The organism is Nonomuraea guangzhouensis, from assembly GCF_019396345.1.
Classification (GTDB): Bacteria; Actinomycetota; Actinomycetes; order Streptosporangiales; family Streptosporangiaceae; genus Nonomuraea; species Nonomuraea guangzhouensis.
Genome location: NZ_JAHKRM010000025.1, coordinates 151,515 through 168,982 on the forward strand (window position 1 = coordinate 151,515; position 17,468 = coordinate 168,982).

General features: G+C 70.4%; 17 protein-coding genes. 8 read left to right on the forward strand and 9 right to left on the reverse strand.

Going from position 1 to position 17,468, the window contains the following annotated elements; all coding sequences use genetic code 11:
• Window positions 1–117 precede the first annotated feature (117 nt).
• Window positions 118–1,269, forward strand: coding sequence for an NAD(P)/FAD-dependent oxidoreductase (locus KME78_RS42710; protein ID WP_219535231.1), 1,152 nt, complete (start codon window positions 118–120; stop codon window positions 1,267–1,269).
• A gap of 455 nt (window positions 1,270–1,724) precedes the next feature.
• On the opposite strand, the gene KME78_RS42715 is transcribed toward KME78_RS42710, so the two are convergent.
• Window positions 1,725–2,702, reverse strand: coding sequence for an aldo/keto reductase (locus KME78_RS42715; RefSeq protein ID WP_219535232.1), 978 nt, complete (start codon window positions 2,700–2,702; stop codon window positions 1,725–1,727).
• A 68-nt stretch (window positions 2,703–2,770) separates the two neighbouring features.
• On the opposite strand from KME78_RS42715, the gene KME78_RS42720 reads away from it, so the two are divergent.
• Window positions 2,771–3,442 (forward strand): O-methyltransferase, encoded by a 672-nt coding sequence (locus KME78_RS42720; protein WP_219535233.1) that lies wholly within the window; start codon window positions 2,771–2,773, stop codon window positions 3,440–3,442.
• 108 nt (window positions 3,443–3,550) lie between these two features.
• On the opposite strand, the gene KME78_RS42725 is transcribed toward KME78_RS42720, so the two are convergent.
• The gene (locus KME78_RS42725) at window positions 3,551–4,447 is read right to left on the reverse strand and encodes a TetR/AcrR family transcriptional regulator (protein ID WP_219535234.1); all 897 of its coding nucleotides are present in this window, start codon (window positions 4,445–4,447) and stop codon (window positions 3,551–3,553) included.
• 98 nt (window positions 4,448–4,545) lie between these two features.
• Between KME78_RS42725 and KME78_RS42730 the strand changes: the two genes are divergently transcribed.
• The 3 genes from KME78_RS42730 (at window position 4,546) to KME78_RS42740 (ending at window position 6,445) form a co-directional block, all read left to right on the forward strand.
• Window positions 4,546–5,070 carry a hypothetical protein gene (locus tag KME78_RS42730; RefSeq protein ID WP_219535235.1) on the forward strand — a complete coding sequence of 175 codons (525 nt, stop codon included), beginning with the start codon at window positions 4,546–4,548 and terminating at the stop codon, window positions 5,068–5,070.
• Between the two features lie 250 nt (window positions 5,071–5,320).
• Window positions 5,321–5,572, forward strand: coding sequence for a peptidase inhibitor family I36 protein (locus KME78_RS42735; RefSeq protein WP_281429028.1), 252 nt, complete (start codon window positions 5,321–5,323; stop codon window positions 5,570–5,572).
• A gap of 15 nt (window positions 5,573–5,587) precedes the next feature.
• Window positions 5,588–6,445 carry a hypothetical protein gene (locus KME78_RS42740; RefSeq protein WP_219535236.1) on the forward strand — a complete coding sequence of 286 codons (858 nt, stop codon included), beginning with the start codon at window positions 5,588–5,590 and terminating at the stop codon, window positions 6,443–6,445.
• Window positions 6,446–6,535: 90 nt separating this feature from the next.
• On the opposite strand, the gene KME78_RS42745 is transcribed toward KME78_RS42740, so the two are convergent.
• The gene (locus KME78_RS42745) at window positions 6,536–7,144 is read right to left on the reverse strand and encodes a nucleotidyltransferase domain-containing protein (protein ID WP_219535237.1); all 609 of its coding nucleotides are present in this window, start codon (window positions 7,142–7,144) and stop codon (window positions 6,536–6,538) included.
• Window positions 7,145–7,283: 139 nt separating this feature from the next.
• Between KME78_RS42745 and KME78_RS42750 the strand changes: the two genes are divergently transcribed.
• Window positions 7,284–8,297, forward strand: coding sequence for a LacI family DNA-binding transcriptional regulator (locus KME78_RS42750; protein ID WP_219535238.1), 1,014 nt, complete (start codon window positions 7,284–7,286; stop codon window positions 8,295–8,297).
• A 30-nt stretch (window positions 8,298–8,327) separates the two neighbouring features.
• On the opposite strand, the gene KME78_RS42755 is transcribed toward KME78_RS42750, so the two are convergent.
• The gene (locus tag KME78_RS42755) at window positions 8,328–9,938 is read right to left on the reverse strand and encodes a glycoside hydrolase family 43 protein (protein ID WP_219535239.1); all 1,611 of its coding nucleotides are present in this window, start codon (window positions 9,936–9,938) and stop codon (window positions 8,328–8,330) included.
• 126 nt (window positions 9,939–10,064) lie between these two features.
• On the opposite strand from KME78_RS42755, the gene KME78_RS42760 reads away from it, so the two are divergent.
• A complete protein-coding gene (locus tag KME78_RS42760; RefSeq protein WP_219535240.1) occupies window positions 10,065–10,565 on the forward strand; it encodes a SigE family RNA polymerase sigma factor in 501 nt (166 codons plus the stop codon).
• On the forward strand, window positions 10,562–11,686 hold the full coding sequence (locus tag KME78_RS42765) for a hypothetical protein (protein WP_219535241.1): 1,125 nt from the start codon (window positions 10,562–10,564) through the stop codon (window positions 11,684–11,686). The genes KME78_RS42760 and KME78_RS42765 overlap by 4 nt, the downstream gene beginning before the upstream one ends.
• A 40-nt stretch (window positions 11,687–11,726) precedes the next feature.
• Here the strand turns inward: KME78_RS42765 and KME78_RS42770 are convergent, their stop codons facing one another.
• The 5 genes from KME78_RS42770 to KME78_RS42790 all read right to left on the reverse strand — a co-directional run bounded on the left by KME78_RS42770 (window position 11,727) and on the right by KME78_RS42790 (window position 17,464).
• A complete protein-coding gene (locus tag KME78_RS42770; RefSeq protein WP_219535242.1) occupies window positions 11,727–11,897 on the reverse strand; it encodes a hypothetical protein in 171 nt (56 codons plus the stop codon).
• A 79-nt stretch (window positions 11,898–11,976) separates the two neighbouring features.
• Window positions 11,977–13,221 (reverse strand): right-handed parallel beta-helix repeat-containing protein, encoded by a 1,245-nt coding sequence (locus KME78_RS42775; RefSeq protein WP_246653146.1) that lies wholly within the window; start codon window positions 13,219–13,221, stop codon window positions 11,977–11,979.
• Window positions 13,222–13,277: 56 nt separating this feature from the next.
• Window positions 13,278–15,053: a glycoside hydrolase family 13 protein gene (locus tag KME78_RS42780; RefSeq protein ID WP_219535243.1), complete on the reverse strand. Its 1,776-nt coding sequence runs from the start codon at window positions 15,051–15,053 to the stop codon at window positions 13,278–13,280.
• Window positions 15,054–15,059: 6 nt separating this feature from the next.
• Window positions 15,060–15,899 carry a sugar ABC transporter permease gene (locus tag KME78_RS42785; protein WP_219535244.1) on the reverse strand — a complete coding sequence of 280 codons (840 nt, stop codon included), beginning with the start codon at window positions 15,897–15,899 and terminating at the stop codon, window positions 15,060–15,062.
• Window positions 15,896–17,464, reverse strand: a complete 1,569-nt coding sequence (locus tag KME78_RS42790) for an ABC transporter permease subunit (RefSeq protein WP_219535245.1) — start codon at window positions 17,462–17,464, stop codon at window positions 15,896–15,898. Before KME78_RS42790 ends, KME78_RS42785 begins: the two co-directional genes overlap by 4 nt.
• Between the last annotated feature and the right edge of the window lie 4 nt (window positions 17,465–17,468).

The window sequence follows — 17,468 nt, forward strand, 5'->3', positions numbered from 1 at the left end:
GGTGCTGTTCGCCGCGGTCGCGGTCGTCGTGATCGAACGCTTCGTCGGCGTGGCCCGGCTGTTCGGCGCCGACGCCGAACAGAATCACTGAGCCGTCCCCAACCGAGAGGAGTCAATGTGCGAGTCGTCGTCATCGGTGCGGGGGTGGTCGGATCCGCGATCGCGGCCGGGCTCACCCGGCGCGGCGCGCAGGTCACCGTCCTGGAGGCACGTACACCGGGATCCGGTACGACGTCCACGTCGGTGGCCTGGATCAACGCCAACAACAAGACGCCCAAGGCGTACTTCGACCTGAACCACGCCGCCGTGTGGGCGCACCACCAGCTCGCGGGCGGCTCGGGCGACTGGTTCTTCCCGACGGGCAACCTCGAGTACGCGGTGGGCGGCGAGCATCGCGAGCTGCTCGAACAGCGCGTGCGGCGGCTGATCGGCATGGGCTACCCGGTCGAGCGGGTGACCGCCGGGCGGGCACGGGCCCTGGAGCCCGACCTGGTGCCGCCGCCCGCCGGCACCGAGTACGTGTTCTTCCCCGTCGAAGCCTACGTCCAGCCGGCGCGGCTGCTCGGGCGGCTGCTCGGCGAGGCGCGGGACCGGGGGGCCACGGTCAAGTGCGGGGCCGAGGTCACCGCCATCGACACGACGGCGGCGGGTGCGAAGGTGACGCTGACCGACGGGCGTACCTTCGTCTGTGACGTCGTCGTCACCTGCGCCGGCCGCTGGACGCAGGGGGTGGCGGCGCTGGCCGGGGTGGACATCCCGATGCTGGATCCGGCGGTGTCCGGCAAGATCACCAACGGGTTCCTGGTCACCACCGCGCCGCTGCCCGCCCGGCTGTCCCGGGTGCTCCACACGGCCGGGCTCAACCTGCGGCCCGATGGCGGCGGCCGGGTGCTGCTGCAGTCCCTGCACCTGGACGACCGGGCGGACCCGGCGACCGCCGTGCCGGGCGAGGTCCTGGACGAGATCATGGGGCTGCTGCCGCATGTGCTGCGCGCGACCGAGGGGGCGGCGGTGGAGCGGGCGGTCGTTGGTCAGCGGGCGATGCCTGGTGATGGGCTGACCGTGGCCGGGTTCGCGGATGCGGGGCGGCGGGTGTACACGGTGGCCACGCACAGCGGGGTCACGCTGGCGCCGCTGCTGATGGAGGAGGTGGCGGGCGAGGTGTTCGGCGAGGAGTCGGCGCTGCTGGCGACGTTCCGGCCGGGCCGCTTCGCGGACGGCACCGCCGGCCCGGCTCCCACCCCGGCCCGCCGTCCCGGCCAGCAGTAACCCCTCGGCTCCTGCCTGCATGGACGGGCTCCCGCAGCCTGTGCTTCGCTCTCTGGGCTCGTGCCCCCTTGGTTGCGTGGTCCGGGCTCCCGCAGTCCGTGCTTCGCTCTCTGGGCTCGTGCGGCCTTGGTCTGCGTGGTTCGGGCTCCCGCTTCCGCTCGCCCTGCTTCTGCGGCCCGGACCTCCGCTCTTCGTATTCCCGCGGCACTTACCACGGTGGCTCGTGGGCCCGGGGGCCGGATTGCCGGGAGTCGGGCGGCCGGAGCCGGACCGTCGGAAGTCGGACCGTCGGAAGTCGGACCGCCGGGGCCGGACCGCCAGGAACCGGACCGCCGGAAGTCGGACCGCCGGGAGTCGGGCGGCCGAATCCGGACCGCCGGGAGTCGGACCGCGTGGGTCGGACGGCGGGCGGCGGTGGCCCCGGAGAGCGGTGGTTTGTTACCAGCGATGGTTTCTTACCAGCGGGGGTGGACCTGCGGGCGGATCAGCTCGTCGTAGACGGCGGTGACCACCGCCCGGGTCTCCTCCGTGAGCGCGGGGAGCCCGGCCGCGGCGGCGTTGGCGGCGGCCTGGCGCGCGTCCCGGGCCCCCGGGATCACCACGCTGACACCGGGCTGGTCGATGATCCACCGCAGCGCGAACTGGGCGGTCGTCATCCCCTCCGGCACCAGCGGCTTGAGCCTCGCCACTGCCCGTAGCCCGGTGTCGTACTCGACCCCCGAGAACGTCTCGCCGACGTCGAACGCCTCCCCGTGCCGGTTGTACGCGCGGTGGTCGTCGTCGGCGAAGTGGGTGTGCTCGTCGTACCGGCCCGACAGCAGCCCGCTGGCCAGCGGAACGCGGGCGATGATCCCGACCCCGGCCTTGATCGCGGCCGGCAGCACCTCCTCCAGCGGCTTCAGCCGGAAGGCGTTGAGGATGATCTGCACGCTGGCGACGTTCGGCCGCGCGATCGCGGTCAGCGCCTCCGCGCAGGTCTCCACGCTCACGCCGTAGGCGGCGATCCTGCCCTCCTCGACCATGGTGTCGAGCGCGTCGTAGACCGCCTGGCTCGCATAGACGGGAGTCGGCGGGCAGTGGAGCTGCACCAGGTCGAGGGTGTCCACGCCGAGGTTCTTCCTGGACCGGTCGTTCCAGGCCCGGAAGTTGTCCAGGGCGTAGGCCGACACCTCCTGCGGCACCCGGCGGCCCATCTTGGTGGCCACCGTCAGGCCGGGCCGTTCCTTGATCAGCTGACCGACGATGCGCTCGCTGCGCCCGTCGCCGTACACGTCGGCGGTGTCGATGAACGTCACCCCGGCGTCGACGGCGCCGTGCAGCGTCGCCAACGCCTCGTCCTCCCCGACCTCACCCCAGTCGGCGCCCAACTGCCACGCCCCGAGGCCGACCACGCCGACCTGCCTGCCTGTTCTGCCCAGCTCACGCTTCTCCACATTCCCGATCGTACGACCACACACCTCCCCGCTAGACAAGACGCAACGGTAAGTCTAGTCTTTCGGCCATGCCCAACACTTTGCGCTCTTCGCTGGTCTGTACCGTGCTCGACCGGCTGTTCGCCGCGGCGGATCACGACGACGACACACCGCACGGACCCATCCCCGGCGGCTCCCTGGCGACCGCCACCGCACAGGAACGCGCCGACGCGCTGGCGGCCCACTACCTGCCGATCTCCGCGCGGGGCGGCGACCTGCTCTACGCGCTGGTCCGGGCCGGTCGTCCGTCGACCGTCGTGGAGTTCGGCACCTCGTACGGGATCTCCACCCTCTATCTGGCCGCCGCGGTCGCGGACAACGGCGCGGGCCAGGTGTTCAGCACCGAGATGAGCGCTACCAAGATCACCGCTGCACGGGCCAACCTGGATGAGGCCGGGCTCGGCGGCCTGGTGACGATCCTGGCGGGCGACGCCCTGGACACTCTCGCCGACGTACCGGGGCCGATCGGGCTGGTGCTGCTGGACGGGTGGAAGGAGCTGTGCCTGCCGGTTCTCCGGTTGCTGGAGCCCCGCCTGTCGCCGGGGGCGCTGGTGGTGGCGGACGACATCACGATGCCGTCCATGGCCGACTACCTGGACTATGTACGCGATCCGGCGAACGGGTACGTCAGCGTCGCCTTTCCGGTGGAGGACGGCATGGAGATCAGCTGCCACACCGGCGCCAGAACCACGGAGAGCTGACCGACGCTTCTGAACGGACCGCTTGACGGCCGAGACGGCTGACCGGCACCCCCGAACGGACCGTCTGACGGCCCTGGTGGCGTTCGTGGCCGGGGCGACTGACCAGCGTCAGTGCGGTGCGTCGGCCTCGCGGGCCGGACGGAGAAGGGCGGCCTCGATACCGGCCAACAGCAGCGCCACCACCGACTCGAACAGGACGTCCGGTGGCTCCACCGTGGCCTCCTCGCTGATCCGCCGCAGGTGCGGCCGGCTTTCGGCGGCCAGACCACCGACGCCCGACCTTCCGCCGCCCGACTTCCCGGTATCCGGCCTCTCGGTATCCGGCCTCTCCGCAGACGGTCCCCCCGCAGGCGGCTCCATCGTGGACGGCTTCTCAATACGCGCGACCTCGACGTACGGCCGGTCGGTGGGCCGGTCGGCGGGCCGGTCGGCGGGCCGGTCGGCGGGTGGCGTTGGAGGGATGAGTGGCACAGCGGCGGGGACCAGCCCGGCAGGCGGGCGGTCGTGCCAGGTGTCCCAGACCTCGGCGAACCCGGCCACCTGGAGCACGGTGATCGTCCAGGCGCGGTAGGCGTTCTGCGGGCTCAGCCCGAGTTCGAGGAAGAAGCCCACCAGCGCGTCGTCGGCGTCGAGCAGGCCAGGGGCGGCCAGGTGGGTGAGATTCTCGGCGTGGGCGAGCGCCAGCAGGCCGGGGTGCGCCCGGTACCAGGAGCGCAGGTCGAGGCAGTACTGGCGCAGGCTCTCGCGCCACCGCCCCGGATCCAGGCTCGGTTCGGGACGGTCGGCGTGGCAGATCGCCATCACCTCGCGCAGCAGGTCGTCGCGGTCGCTCACGTAGTTGTACAGCGCGCGCGGCGAGACCTGGAGGTCGGCGGCGACATTGCGCATGGTCAGCTCCGTGGGACCGGCCCGGCCGAGGACGCGTAGCGCGGCGCGGGCGATCCGTTCCCTGGTCAGCGTGGGCCGGCCCAGGCGAGCTTCGGGGCGTCGGCGGCGGGCGGGCACCGGGCCATGCTAGCCGGATCCCTTGAACTTCACACACCGTTGACTTTAAGGCGACTCCCCCATCACACTTAGGCGACCCTTACTAAGGAGGAAACGTCATGCGGTGGTCCTTGGTCGTCGGATACGGGGTGGGGTTCGGCCTGGTGATGAGCGTGCTCTTCACCGTGGCGATCTTCGCCGGGGCGTTCGCCAGCCGCGACTTCCTGCTGAACGACTACCCGCCGGCCATCCAGGAGCGTTACGCCAAGCCCAAGAGCGCGCGCGGCCGCCGGGTGGCGGTCTGGGTGGGAGTGCTCTTCTGGGGAGTGTGCTGCGTGCCCCTGACGGTCGCGGCGATGCTGCGCCTGCGCGCGGACCTCGGCACCGACCTGGGCTTCGGTCCGGCTGCCGTGGCGGGCGCGCTCATGTTCCTCACCTTGTCCCTGTACGACCTGGTGGTCCTCGACTGGATCGTCTTCGCCGGACTGCGCCCCCGCCTGCTGGTGCTACCGGGCACTGAGGACATGCGGGAGTACCGGGACCTGCGCTTCCACGCCGTGGCGGCGCTCAAGGGCAGCCCGTTGATCCCGATCGTCGGCCTGCTGACCGGAGGCGTGGTCGCGGGGCTGGAGGCGTTCACCTGACGTCCTGATCGCCAGACAAACCGAGTCAAGTCGGCCCGTCGGCGGGATCCGCACGACTGACCGCTGGATGGCCCGGACCTGACTATGATCTTAACAATTTCGGTGCCACGAGAATGAGGTGTCCATGAAGCGAGCGACGGTGCGCAGCGTCGGCATGGTGGCGCTGGTCCTGGCCGGCCTGGTGGGAGTCGGCTCCACCGCGCAGGCCGAGACGAGCCGGGCGTCAGGCCCCTGCTAGCTGGACTTCTGCCTGTACGAGCACGACAAGTTCAAGGGCGCAGAAGAGAACTTCATGTTCGAGGGCTGGAACCTGTGTTACAAGGCGCTCAAGGTGAAGAACGCGGCGAGCTCCATGTGGAACAACACCGCTGCCAGGGTGCAGTTCTACGACTCCGCCAACTGCTCCGGCGCGTACGGCTACGCGGCCAAGCCGAGTTCCTCGGACGGCGACCTGACGAACAACGGGTTCGACAACAAGACCAGCTCCATCAGGTACCCGTAACCCGGAGGAATCAGAGTGTCTGTTCGGCTGTGGGGAGCGGTTGGGGTCCTCCTGACCGTGGCGACAGCCGCCTGTTCGACGGCGGCGGCGACGGAACCGCAGGTCTCGGTGCCGCCGCCGGGGGTGGAGGCGCGCGAGCTCTCGATCCCCTTCGACCGGTACAACTTCTCCGCGTCGGACATCAGCATCCTTGATCGCGCCGAGGAGCTGCTCATCGGCGACTGCATGCGGCAGCGAGGCATGGCGTGGGCGGAGCTGCCGCCCAGCGCGGCGGAGGACCTGGAGCCGCAGAACCGCCGCCGCTACGGCGTCGTCGAACCGGAGATAGCCCGCCTCTTCGGCTATCACACCCCGCCGGACCGCCCCACGGTCGCCCAGCGCGCCGCCGCACGCGACAGCCGTGCGCGTAGCCTGTCGGCGACGGAACAGCGGGCCGCGTCCGCCGAGAAGGACGGCTGTCTGGGCCAGGCGCGGGCCCACCTGGAACAGGGCACCCCGCAGGTCGACGAGGCCCTGTTCAACAGGCTCATCTCGGAGACCTTCAACCAGTCCCAGCGCGATCCCAAGGTCGTCCAGGTCTTCCAGGCCTGGAGTACGTGCATGCGCGAGCAAGGCTGGCAGTACGCCGCTCCGCTCGCCGCCATCACCGACGAGCGGTGGATGAAGGACGGCCCCGCTTCCCCGGAGGAGATCCGCGCGGCGCAGGCCGACGTGCGGTGCAAGGTGAAGACCGGCCTCGTCGCCATCTGGTCCGCCGCGGAGAAACGCATCCAGGACGCCGCCGTCAGCGCTCACCCGGCCGAGTTCAAGGCGCTGCAGGCGACCAAGGACCAGCAGCTCGCGGCTGCCCGCGCCGCCCTCGCCCGCGGCTGACCGTCACTGGCACGACCGCTCGCGCCGTCCTGCCCGCGGGTGACGGTCACTGGCGCGGCCGCCCGCGCCGTCCTCGCTCGCGGCTGACGGTCACTGGCGCAGGCGCTCACGCCAGGGATGTGTGGGGTGCTCGATCGCCAACGCCCCCTCCAGCCAGCGCCGCTGCTCGTCGCTCAGCACCGGGAGGACCGCCTCGAAATCGGCCTCATCCTTCGGCCGTAGGCCCCTGGACTTGTAGAGCAACTGCACCTCGGGGGCAAGCCGGTGGAAACCGTCCTCCTCCACGGTCAGCCCGGCCAGCGGGCGCCGGATCTGAGCATCACGCCGGTAAATCCATTCCGCTCCGTCGGCCTCGTCCAGCATGAGCTGGAACCGCCATGGCCCGTCCGGATGCTCGCGTACCCAGATGTCGTGCGCCTGCTCGGGCAGCACCTCGTCCAGCGCCCATGGCCGTAGCGTCCCGGGCACGACCGCGGCGTGGACGTCCCAGCCGTCCAGCAGCCGCCGCATCGCGAGCTGGTCCCGGCGCAGCAGCGCGATATCCACGTCCCCGTGCTCGCGATAGGCATGGCCTACGGCCAGCTCGATCGCGTACCCACCGGCCACCCACCACGGCACCGCCAGCCCCCGCATCAGCGCGACGACCTCGCCGAGCGGCGCAGCCTCCCATGGCCCCCATGGCGTCTCGATCCTCATCATTCGGAAATCATGCATCGTCCTCACGATCGCCGGCGAGGCACCTCCGGAGGCGGCGACAGATCGCCCCGGCTGCGGATATCCTCTTTGAAAAGGTTTTCTCACCCACATCCCGAGCGAGTTGCCCGAAGAAGGACGGCGCATGGCCAGGAGCGCGAGCGGCCGGCCGGTGACCATTATCGAGGTCGCGAAACAGGCCGGAGTCTCCATCTCGACGGTGTCCCGGGTGATGAACGGCAACCACCACGTGGACCCGGAGATCGCCGGGCGAGTCCGCGCCGTGGCGGCCGAGCTGCGCTACTCGGCCAGCCCGCTGGCGCGTTCTCTCGTGCTGGGCCGCACCCAGCGGGTCGCCATCATGGTGCCGGACCTGGAGAATCCGACCTTCCAGAGCGTGCTGCGCGGCCTGACCCGCGCCGCCGCCAAGGACAATTACCACGTACTGGTGGCCGACTCGCTGGAAACGGCCGGCGAGGAGACCACCTTGGCTTCGGAGGCACGCCGCTGCTGCGACGCGATCGTGCTCTGCGCGCCCAGGATGCCGGAGGACCAGCTCAGAGCCTTGCTGCCCGAGCTGGCGCCGGTCGTACTGATCAACCGCGAGAGCCCGTACGTCCTGGCGCCGACCCTCACCGCCGACTACGAGGCGGGCATCCAGCCGCTCGCCCGGCATCTCCACCAGCTCGGCCACCGCCGGATCGCCTATCTGGAGGGCAATCCCGACAGCGCGTCCAACACCCAACGGCTCAGCGGGCTCGCCCGGTTCGGCGCCGAGCATCCCGACGCCGATGTGATCGGGATCCCGTGCGGCGTCACGTTCGAGCACGGGCACGCCGCGGCGGACGCGGTGATCGCGTCGGGGGCGACCGGGGTGCTCGGATTCAACGATCTTGTGGCGATGGGTCTGCTCAGCGCGTTGAACGAGCGCGGCGTACGCGTGCCGGAGCAGCTGTCGCTGACCGGGTTCGACGACATCCCGTTTGCGAAGTACATGACGCCGCCGCTGACCACCGCGTCGGTTCCGGTCGTCGAGCTGGGCGAGGAGGCGTGGAAGCGGCTGCACGCGCTGCTCAGCGGCGAGAAGCCGGATCACGACCTCAGCTTCCGCCCACGCATCGAGGTCCGCGGCAGCACGGGTCCCGCCCCCGCCCCCTGACGCGTGGGGCCTGGCTGCGGAGAGTGGCCTTTAGCGGGGGCGGATGGTCACCGGGCCGAAAACGGCCGTGCCCTCACCCGCCGATCCGGGCGGGGCCGTGGCGAACAGGCCGAGCTCCGCCGAGATCCAGCGCCCCTGCTCCGCCCGGAACCCCTCGAAGCCAGTGACCCAGCCATCGCCAGCACTGTCACCGACACCAGCGCCGGTGGCGAGGGCGGGGGCGGGGGCGGTGGCTGAGGAGTCGGAGTCGGTAGCGGTGGCGTGGCGGAACCGCAGTGTGCAGATTCCGTTGTCATCGGAGGAGATCCGCAGCCCGACGGTCGCGACTTCATCGGGCAGCCGCGCGCTGAACCGCGTCACCTCACCCTCATCACCCGCCTCGTACGTCCGCACCTCGACGCACACCCCATCGCCGTCGCGAACCAGCCCCACATACGCATAACAGGCACCGAGCACGACCACCCCGGCCCGAGTCCCCGGCTCATCCGCCGCCAACCGGAGGGTGGTGGTGAATTGCGCGGCCACCCCGGGCAGCTGCTGCCCGAGCACCTGAGGCAGGTCCCGCAGATTGCCCGGGTCGGTCGGCACCGCACGCAGTCTCGCGTGACCGTCACCGTCCAAGCGCAGCACCCCAGGCACCGGATTAGCCTGCCAGTACCACTGCGGCCCGAGCTCCCCCGCACGGAAGTCGTCGTCCCGCCGCGGCTTCACGGGATCCCCCGTCTGAGCCCCCGAGACACGCGCCGGCACCGGGTGCTCCAGAACGGGACGTCCGCCCGCCCCCATCACCGGCCACCCGTCGTCCCCCCAGCGCATCGGCTGCAGGTGGACCACCCGCCCGAACACCCCACGGTCCTGGAAGTGCAGGAACCAGTCCTCGCCCTCCGGCGAGGTCACCCACGCCCCCTGATGCGGCCCGTTGACCGGCGTGTCACCCTGCTCCAGGACGATGCGATCCTCGTACGGCCCCGCCAGCGACCGTGACCGGAACACCGACTGCCAGCCGGTGGCGACACCACCGGCGGGAGCGAAGATCCAGTACCAGCCGTCGCGCTTGTAGATCTTGGGCCCCTCCAGCGTGGAGTAGCCGGGCAGGTCGTCCCCCTCGATCACGGTGACGGGCGTGCCGATGATCTCGCGGGCGTCGGGCGTCATCTCCACCAGCGACAGCCGGTTGCTGATGCCGCTGCGGCTCTTCGCCCATCCGAACACCAGCCACGCGCGCCCGTCGTCGTCCCAGAACGGGCACGGGTCGATCACGCCCGGCCCGGGGAGCAGGAAGTGGGGCGCCGACCACGGCCCCGCGGGGTCAGTCGCGGTCAGCACGTGAACGCCCTGGTCAGGGTCGGGGTAGAAGATCCAGAACAGGCCGTCGTGATGCCTGATGGAGGGCGCCCACACCCCGCCGCCGTGCCGGGGCACCAGGAACCGCTCCGCCGGCGGCACGGCGGGCAGCGCACGCCCGATCAACTCCCAGCGCAACAAGTCCGGTGAGCGCAGGATGGGCAGCCCCGGCGCGCGGTTGAAGCTTGACGTGACCAGGTAGTACGTCTCGCCGACGCGGATGACGTCGGGATCGGGCCAGTCGGCGTTGAGGATGGGATTGCGGTACGTGAGCCGCCCGGCCGCGTCGTCTGCCATAGATCCAAGCTCCTGAGAAAACGTTTCTTCACTATTCTCGCACGCACCGTGACGCCTGAGCCGCGTTCAACAGTTCGGGCGCCTGGTCCGTCTATCTCGTGACGGACCAAGGAAAGGCACAGGCCATTGCATGAAATATCCCGCTTCGAGGACTTCGTCGCGGAACGGGCCGATGCCCTGCTGCGCTACGGATACCTGCTCAGCGGCAACCCGCACGACGCGGCCGACCTCACCCAGGAGGCGCTGATCCGGCTGCATCGCGCCTGGCCGCGGGTGCGCCAGAAGCAGGCCCCGGAGGGCTACACCAGGATGATCATGGCCAGGCTGCACATCAGCATCTGGCGGCTGCGCAGGCGCGAGCGGCTCGACTGGGCGCTGCCCGAGACCGCCCAGCTCGACGTGCTGCCCTCCGGCATCGAAGAGGACCTGTGGCGGGCGCTCGGTGCCCTGCCGCGCAAGCAGCGAGCCGTGCTCGTGCTGCGTTACTACGAGGACCTGACCGACGCGGAGATCGCCGACGTGCTCGGCGTCTCCCGGGGCACCGTGCGCAGCCACGCGTCGCTCGGCCTGGCCAAGCTCCGTTCCGCCGTACCCCATCCCTCAGAGATCGACGGGAGCTCCCGGTGACCGATCAGTTGGAATCCCGCCTGCGGACGACGCTCGGCCACGCCGCCGAGCACGCGCCGAAGGCGCCCTCCGAGCTGCGTGCCCACGTCGTGGCGCGGTCGCGACAGCGCAGGACGCGCAGGCAGGCGCTCGTCGCGGCGGTGGCCGTCGCCGCGGTGGCCGTGCCGCTCACGTTGACGACCGCCGGCGGGCAGGAAGGTGACAGCGTCGCGACCGGGACCATCGACCCCCACCACCGCATTCCGGGCGTCATGGACGACAAGACCCCAATGGGTGATCGCCTGGTGATCGACAACCCGTCCGAGCAGCGGCCCTTGACCATCTGGTACGCCAAGGGAAAGACCGGAACGGTCCTCTGCCGGGCCTACGAGAGCAGAAACGGCGGGGGCAACGAGGGGTGCGGGGAGCCGATCGACGACCGGAAGGCCACTGAGCAGGGCTCGACCGAGTCGTTCCCAGCACCGTCCACGGGCGTGGTGCTGTACTACGGAACCGCGCCGACCGAGGTCGCCCGAGTCACCGCCGTGATCAAGGGTGGCGACCGCGTCACCGGGACGATTCATCGGCCGAAAGGGGCTCCCCAGAGCATCTGGACCGTGTCCGCACCCGCGGGCAAGGCGGTGACGACGTTCGAGTTCGCGGACGCCGAGGGCCGGACGAAGTCACGGTTCCCCAGAAAACCCGCCTTCTTCCCCGAGACCGAGGCCGAGCCGATCGGTCCTGCCGTGCGGATGCCAGAAGGTCTCTCCGTGGATCTCTACAAGGTGCCGGGCGAGGAGCTGCTCTGGAAGCTGGACGGACAGGTTGTCGGCCTGGATATCGTCGACCCCGGCCACCTGATGACCGACCTCGGCGGCAACAAGTTCCCCGTGGAGCTGCACGAGCACGGCAAGCGCTGGTTCGGCCTCGCCAGCGCGAAGACCGCCCGGGTCACCCTGGTCTTCGCCGACGGCCGGTCCGTGTCGGCAGACACCCAGCCGGACCCGTGGCACCTCGACGTCAAGCTGTTCGCGGGGATGTATGACCGTACCGGCGACATCTACCGCGAAGGTTTCCAGGTCATCGGCTACGACGACACGGGCGTGGAGATCTGGCAGGACAAGCACGCCAAGCAGAAATGAGAAAGGCCCGGGCGGGCTCGCCCGGGCCTTCCCTTTCAGGTCACAGATGCTCGGCGGGGTTGGCGGGCAAGTAGTAGTTCCAGCTCCTCGATCCCGTTCCGTCGTGTGCCCCACCGGCGGGGCACACCCCGTTCGTGGGGGACCCGTTCCACCACAGCCCGAAGCACTTGCTGCAGTGCCGCCAGTTGTCCTGCTCCGTCGTCGCTGACATGTCGCCTCCTGCGCTCGATCGACTCCTCACAGTGTCGGGCGCGGTGGCAGGCGGGCGGCATCCCGCATTCTGGGGAGATTCAGCGCTGGTAGGCGCCGGCGTTCGGGGCGGCGGGCGGGCCGGCGATGCCGACGCCGGACGACCTCCGGCCGAACCACGCCGGCCCCAGCCGGACCCCATGACCCAGGGCCGGAGAACCGGGCCGCAGGTGCAGGTCCGTACGGGAGACGAAGCGGGGGTCCGCCTTCACCGACTTGGGCCCCAGCTTGAACCCGTACGTCCGCCCCTTGTACACACCGCCCGCGTCGTCGGCGCCCTTCCCGTCCTCGTACCCGGCCTGGCCGCCGACCGAGATCGCGTTGTTGCGCAGCTTGAGTATCGACGGCGAGCAGCCACCGTGGCAGGACCAGCCGATCGTCACCCGTCCGGGCAGATATACCGAGTTGTGCACCGCGATGGTGCCCGTGACGGGGCCGACGACATGCTCGGGACCTCGGGTGACCAGGAACGATCCATTCTTGTGGGAGGAGGTGACCACGTTGAAGGCGAACACGTTCCCGGTGGCCGTGCTCCCCTTGCGGGCGCCGAGTTCGGTGAACGCCTCGTTGTCGCGAGCGGTGTTGTGCGTGATCAGGTTGCGGTCGCCGTTGAAGATCTCGACCGCCGCCCCGTCGAAGCCGTAGTCGACGCTCGGCGCGTAGCTGCCGGTGATGGTGTTGCCCGTCACCGTGTTGTCGTCGCCGTTCAGCAGGACGCCGAACGCCCCGGAGTCGTTGTCGGGCTCCGAGTCGTTCACGCTCATCCGGGCGTTGGCCGTGAGCCTGCTGTCCCTGATGACATTGCGGGACCCGCTGGGGGTGACCAGGACGCCGGCGATGTTGTGGTCGGCCCCCACACCGACGAGCTCGTTGCCGTCGCCGCTCAGCTCGAACCCCGCCCACTGGCAGCCGGAGGCCCGCAGGCCGCTGATGCGCCAGTGGTCGCCGCTGACGACGACGCAGTTGCCGTCCATGCCGGAGATCTTCGCCATCGGGCCGGTCCCGTACGGCTGGATGACGATGGGCTTGGCCGCCGTGCCCTTGGCGGTGAGGGAGAGCGAGCCGGTCCATTTGCTGCCGCGTTTGACGCTGACCGCGTCGCCGGGTTTGAGGTCGGCCGCGCCGATCTTGTCGAGCGACTTCCACGGTTTGGTGGCGCTGGTGCCGGCCGCGTCGTCGTCGCCCGCGCGCGAGTCGACGTAGTAGGTGGTGCCGGCACGGGCGAGAGCCGGTAACGGCAGGCCGGGCACGAGTGAAGCGATGACGGCCACGGAGAGCAACCTCATGCGAACACACCACTATCTAGTTTAAATCTGAACGATGAGGCGCCCACGCTAGCGCGTCAGCGCGTGAGGCGCCAGACACGGAGCGAAGGGCCATCACCTGGCAACACATCGGTGTCAGAAGCGTTATAAACGCCCGCCGCCCGGGTGGGCAACGGCAGGGCACGGCCCGGCGCCCTACGCGCGCACACTAGCAGCGACTCGGCAGCGGTTTCCCGGAGAAAGACCAGGCAGTCCGTATCGGCATGCAACCACCGCAGCCCGCCGTGGCGCAGCGCGGGCTCGGCCCGGCGCAGCCCGAGCAGTTCCCGGTAGGCGGCCAGCGTCTCCAGGTCCTGGTCGGCGGGGCGGTCCCAGGGCATCGGGGTGCGCGAGTGCTCGCCGTTCACGCCCGTCAGGCCGTACTCGCTGCCCGCGAACACCATCGGCGTGCCCGGCAGCGTGGCCTGCAGCCCGAGCGCGACGAGGTGGCGGTCGGCCGAGCCGGTCACGGTGCGGATGCGCGGCGAGTCGTGCGAGTCGAGCAGCTGCCAGGAGTTCGCCTGTGAGCGCCACGACAGGTGGGCGGCGAAGGCGCGGAACGTCGCGTGGGTCTGGAGCCCGTCACGCGACGGCACGCCGCCGGGCACGCCGAGGAAGTTCGCCAGGTCCAGCTCGGGCGAGCGCAGCCAGGTCCACACGGGCCGGGTGAAGCCGCCGTAGTTCATGGTGCCGTGCCAGCCGTCGCGGTCCAGGTCGGGTGAGGCGTCGTGGCAGTGCTCGGCGATGAGCGCCGCGCCGGGGCCGATCTCGCGCCGCAGCAGGGCGGCGATCTCGTGGTTGTGGTCGTCGGGGCCGCGCCGGCCGGTCATGTTCGCGACGTCGACGCGCCAGCCGTCGAGGGGGCCCAGCCATTTCTTCAGTACGGCCGGTATCCGCTCACGCACCAGGTCGCTGCTCCAGTTGAGCTTGGGCAGCGACCTGACCCCGTACCAGGACTCGTAGTCGCCGGTGCCGGGATCGAAGTAGAACATCTCCCGCTCGGGCGCGCCCGCGTCGGACAGAGCGGCCGTGAACCAGGGGTGCGTGCGGCCGCAGTGGTTCGTGGTGATGTCGCCGATCAGCCGCATGCCGCGCGCGTGCAGCGCGCCGGCCAGCCGGCGCAGCGCCTCGTCGCCGCCGAGCAGCGGGTCGATCCGGTCGAAGTCGGCGGCGTCGTAGCGGTGGTTGGAGCGGGCCGGGAAGATCGGCGTCATGTAGACGGTGTCCACGCCGAGCGCCTGTACGTGGTCCAGCCGCTCGACGATGCCGTCGAGGTCGCCGCCGTAGAACTGCTGGGACGTGCCGGGGCCCGACGGGGTGACCGGATCGCGGTCCCAGTCGCGCGGCAGCGCCCAGTCCGGCAGCTCCCGCATCAGCCTGGACCTGGCGAAACGGTCAGGGAAGATCTGGTAGACGATCGCGTCGGCCAGCCACGGGGGCGGCGGCTCGTGGCAGACCAGCCGGAAGTCGGTGGCGTCGGTGACGTCGTGCGTGACGAGCCCGCCGGCGGTCAGCCACGCCTGCCCGCCCGTGGTGTGCAGGAGGAAGCGGTAGGGGGTGACCGGGTTGGCGGCGACGATGTCCGCGTGCCACCAGACGTCGCTCTCGCCATAACCGCCCACGGCGCCCGGGACAAAGGGCGACGCGGCGGTGAAGCGGGGTTCGCCGTCATGGACCGTACGGACATGCACGCCGGTGATCCCGGCGGACAGGGGCGCCCGCACCCGGACCGTCACCGTCGAGCCGGGTGACGGCGCCTGGGTGGAGACGTACAGAGCGGAGCCGTCGTGATGCGGCTCGCCGAGGAAGCGCAATGAGACCTATCCCTTGACGGCTCCGGCCGTGAGCCCGGAGACGATGTACTTCTGCAGCCATAGGAACACGCCGACGGTCGGAATGGCGGTGAGCAGCGTGGCCGCGGCGAACATGCCGAAGTTGGCGTTGCGCTGGTCCCCCGCGATCATCCCGTACATGCCGACGGCCAGCGTCTTGCTCTCGGGGTCGCGCAGGAAGACGTTGGCCATGATGAACTCGCTCATCGTGCCGATGAAGGCCAGCAGCGCCGTGACCGCGAGGATCGGCGTGACCAGCGGCATGATGACCCGCCAGAAGATCTGCGCGTGCGTGGCCCCGTCGACGGTCGCCGCCTCGTCCAGCTCCTTGGGGACGGTGTCGAGGAAGCCCTTCATCAGCCAGGTGTTCACGCCCAGCGCGCCGCCCAGATAGAGCAGCATGAGCCCCCACACGGTGTTGAACCCGAACGCCGGGTAGAGCTCGGTCACCCTGGTGAAGATCATGAAGATCGTCACGATGGCCAGGAACTGCGGGAACATCTGGATGAGCAGCAACGCCAGCAGCCCGACCCGGCGCCCGCGGAACCGCATCCGGCTGAAGGCGTAGGCGGCGAACATCGACAGCAGCAGGCTGGCGAACGACGACGACAGCGCGATGAACGTCGAGTTGAGGAACCACCGGGCGAACGGATACCGGTCGGAGGTGAACAGATCGGCGAAGTTCCCGAGGCTGGCCCCGGTCGGCAGCAGGTCGGTGGAGGCCAGCGTGCCCAGCGGGTTGATCGCCGCGGAGATCACGAACAGGATCGGGAACACCGCGAACGCGCACACCACCAGCACGAACACGTGCCGCAGCGCGAGTCTCATGCGTAGACCTCCTCCTGCTTGCGGGTCCGGCGGAAGGCCACCGCGGAGATGAGCGCCACGATCGCGAAGATGAACACCGAGATCGAGGCGGCGAAGCCGAACTGCGCGCCATAGGTGCCGAACGCCAGCCGGAAGGTGTAGGTGATCAGCAGGTCGGTGGCCCCCACCTGCGGGCTCTCCGCCGGGAACGGGCCGCCCTCGCTGGTCAGCGCGATCGCGTTGAAGTTGTTGAAGTTGAAGGCGAACGACGAGATCAGCAGCGGCGTGAGCGCCACCAGCAGCAGCGGCAGCGTCACCTTGCGGAAGCCGTGCCACGGCGACGCCCCGTCGATGGAGGCGGCCTCGGTCAGCTCGCGCGGGATCGCCTGGAGCGCGCCCGTGGTCACCAGGAACATGTACGGGAAGCCCAGCCAGAGGTTGACCAGGATGACCGCCAGCCGGGCGGTGGCCGGCTGTCCCATCCAGTCGACGTCCAGCCCGAAGAGCTGGTTGATCAGCCCGAAGTCGCGGTTGAACATGTCCCGCCAGACCAGCAGCATCGCGAAGGCGGGCATGGCGTAGGGCAGGATCAGCGCGATCCGGTAGGCCTGGGTGCCGCGCATGCGCGGGTGGTGCAGCGCCAGCGCCACCGCCATGCCGAGCGCGAACGTGGCGGCCACGGACGCCAGCGCGAACACCACGTTCCACCCGAAGACGCCGATGAAGTAGCCGGAGATCGTGGGGTTCGTCAGCACCCGGGCGAAGTTCGCGAAGCCGACGCTCACCTGCCAGCCCTGCGCGAGGTGCGCGCCCTTGGCGTTGACGAAGTAGCCCTGCCCCTCGTCGGCCGTCCACCGGTCGCCCTCGCCCTGGACGCAGTCGCAGCGCGCGTCGTAGACGAGCGCCGCCCGCCCCTCGACCGCGCGGCTCAGCCCGTTCGCCTTGATCAGCCCGCCGCGGGTCGGTACGGCCAGCGCCGCGATCTGCTGCGCCCTGGCCGCCGCCTGCGGAGCCGTCAGCACGGTGAAGCCGGGCGCCGTCAGCACCTTGCCCGTCACGCCCACCTGGGCGCCGGTCACCGGTGCGAGCCCGGCCTGGTCGCCCGACTGGACCTGCTTGGTCTCCGGGTCCACCAGGAGGAAGACCAGTTTGTCGCCCTTCAGCGCGCTGGTCAGGTTGTACTCCGGCGAGCCGGGCGCCTGCCGCACGGAGCCCGTCTCGATCGCCGCGATGGCCGCCGTCTTGTCGCCGCGGTGGCCGTCGCCGAAGTTCGTGAACGCCGTGCTCACCGTGTAGAGGACCGGGAACACCTGGAAGGCGATCAGGAAGATGGTGCCGGGGATCAGATATTTGGCCGGGACGAACCGGCGGGTCAGGTAGAGGTAGGCGATCACCGCGGTGGCGCCGCCGAGGATCACCAGGGCGGGCCACGACCCGGCCGCCACCAGGGGCGGCGCCGCGTACACCAGGAGCGCCGCCGCCACCGCGAGCACCGCGATCCTGCTCACCAGGAAAGCCGTGGTGATCTCGCGGCGGGGCCGCGGGGGAGCATGAGCCCCCGTGGCCTCACGCACGTCCAGGGTCATGGCG

Coding starts and splice junctions, on each gene's coding strand:
- KME78_RS42790 (WP_219535245.1), bottom strand. CDS start 17,464: ATGACCCTGGACGTGCGTGAGGCCACGGGGGCTCATGCTCCCCCGCGG.
- KME78_RS42745 (WP_219535237.1), bottom strand. CDS start 7,144: ATGATGAGGATCGAGACGCCATGGGGGCCATGGGAGGCTGCGCCGCTC.
- KME78_RS42750 (WP_219535238.1), top strand. CDS start 7,284: ATGGCCAGGAGCGCGAGCGGCCGGCCGGTGACCATTATCGAGGTCGCG.
- KME78_RS42775 (WP_246653146.1), bottom strand. CDS start 13,221: ATGAGGTTGCTCTCCGTGGCCGTCATCGCTTCACTCGTGCCCGGCCTG.
- KME78_RS42730 (WP_219535235.1), top strand. CDS start 4,546: ATGCGGTGGTCCTTGGTCGTCGGATACGGGGTGGGGTTCGGCCTGGTG.
- KME78_RS42785 (WP_219535244.1), bottom strand. CDS start 15,899: ATGAGACTCGCGCTGCGGCACGTGTTCGTGCTGGTGGTGTGCGCGTTC.
- KME78_RS42755 (WP_219535239.1), bottom strand. CDS start 9,938: ATGGCAGACGACGCGGCCGGGCGGCTCACGTACCGCAATCCCATCCTC.
- KME78_RS42720 (WP_219535233.1), top strand. CDS start 2,771: ATGCCCAACACTTTGCGCTCTTCGCTGGTCTGTACCGTGCTCGACCGG.
- KME78_RS42770 (WP_219535242.1), bottom strand. CDS start 11,897: ATGTCAGCGACGACGGAGCAGGACAACTGGCGGCACTGCAGCAAGTGC.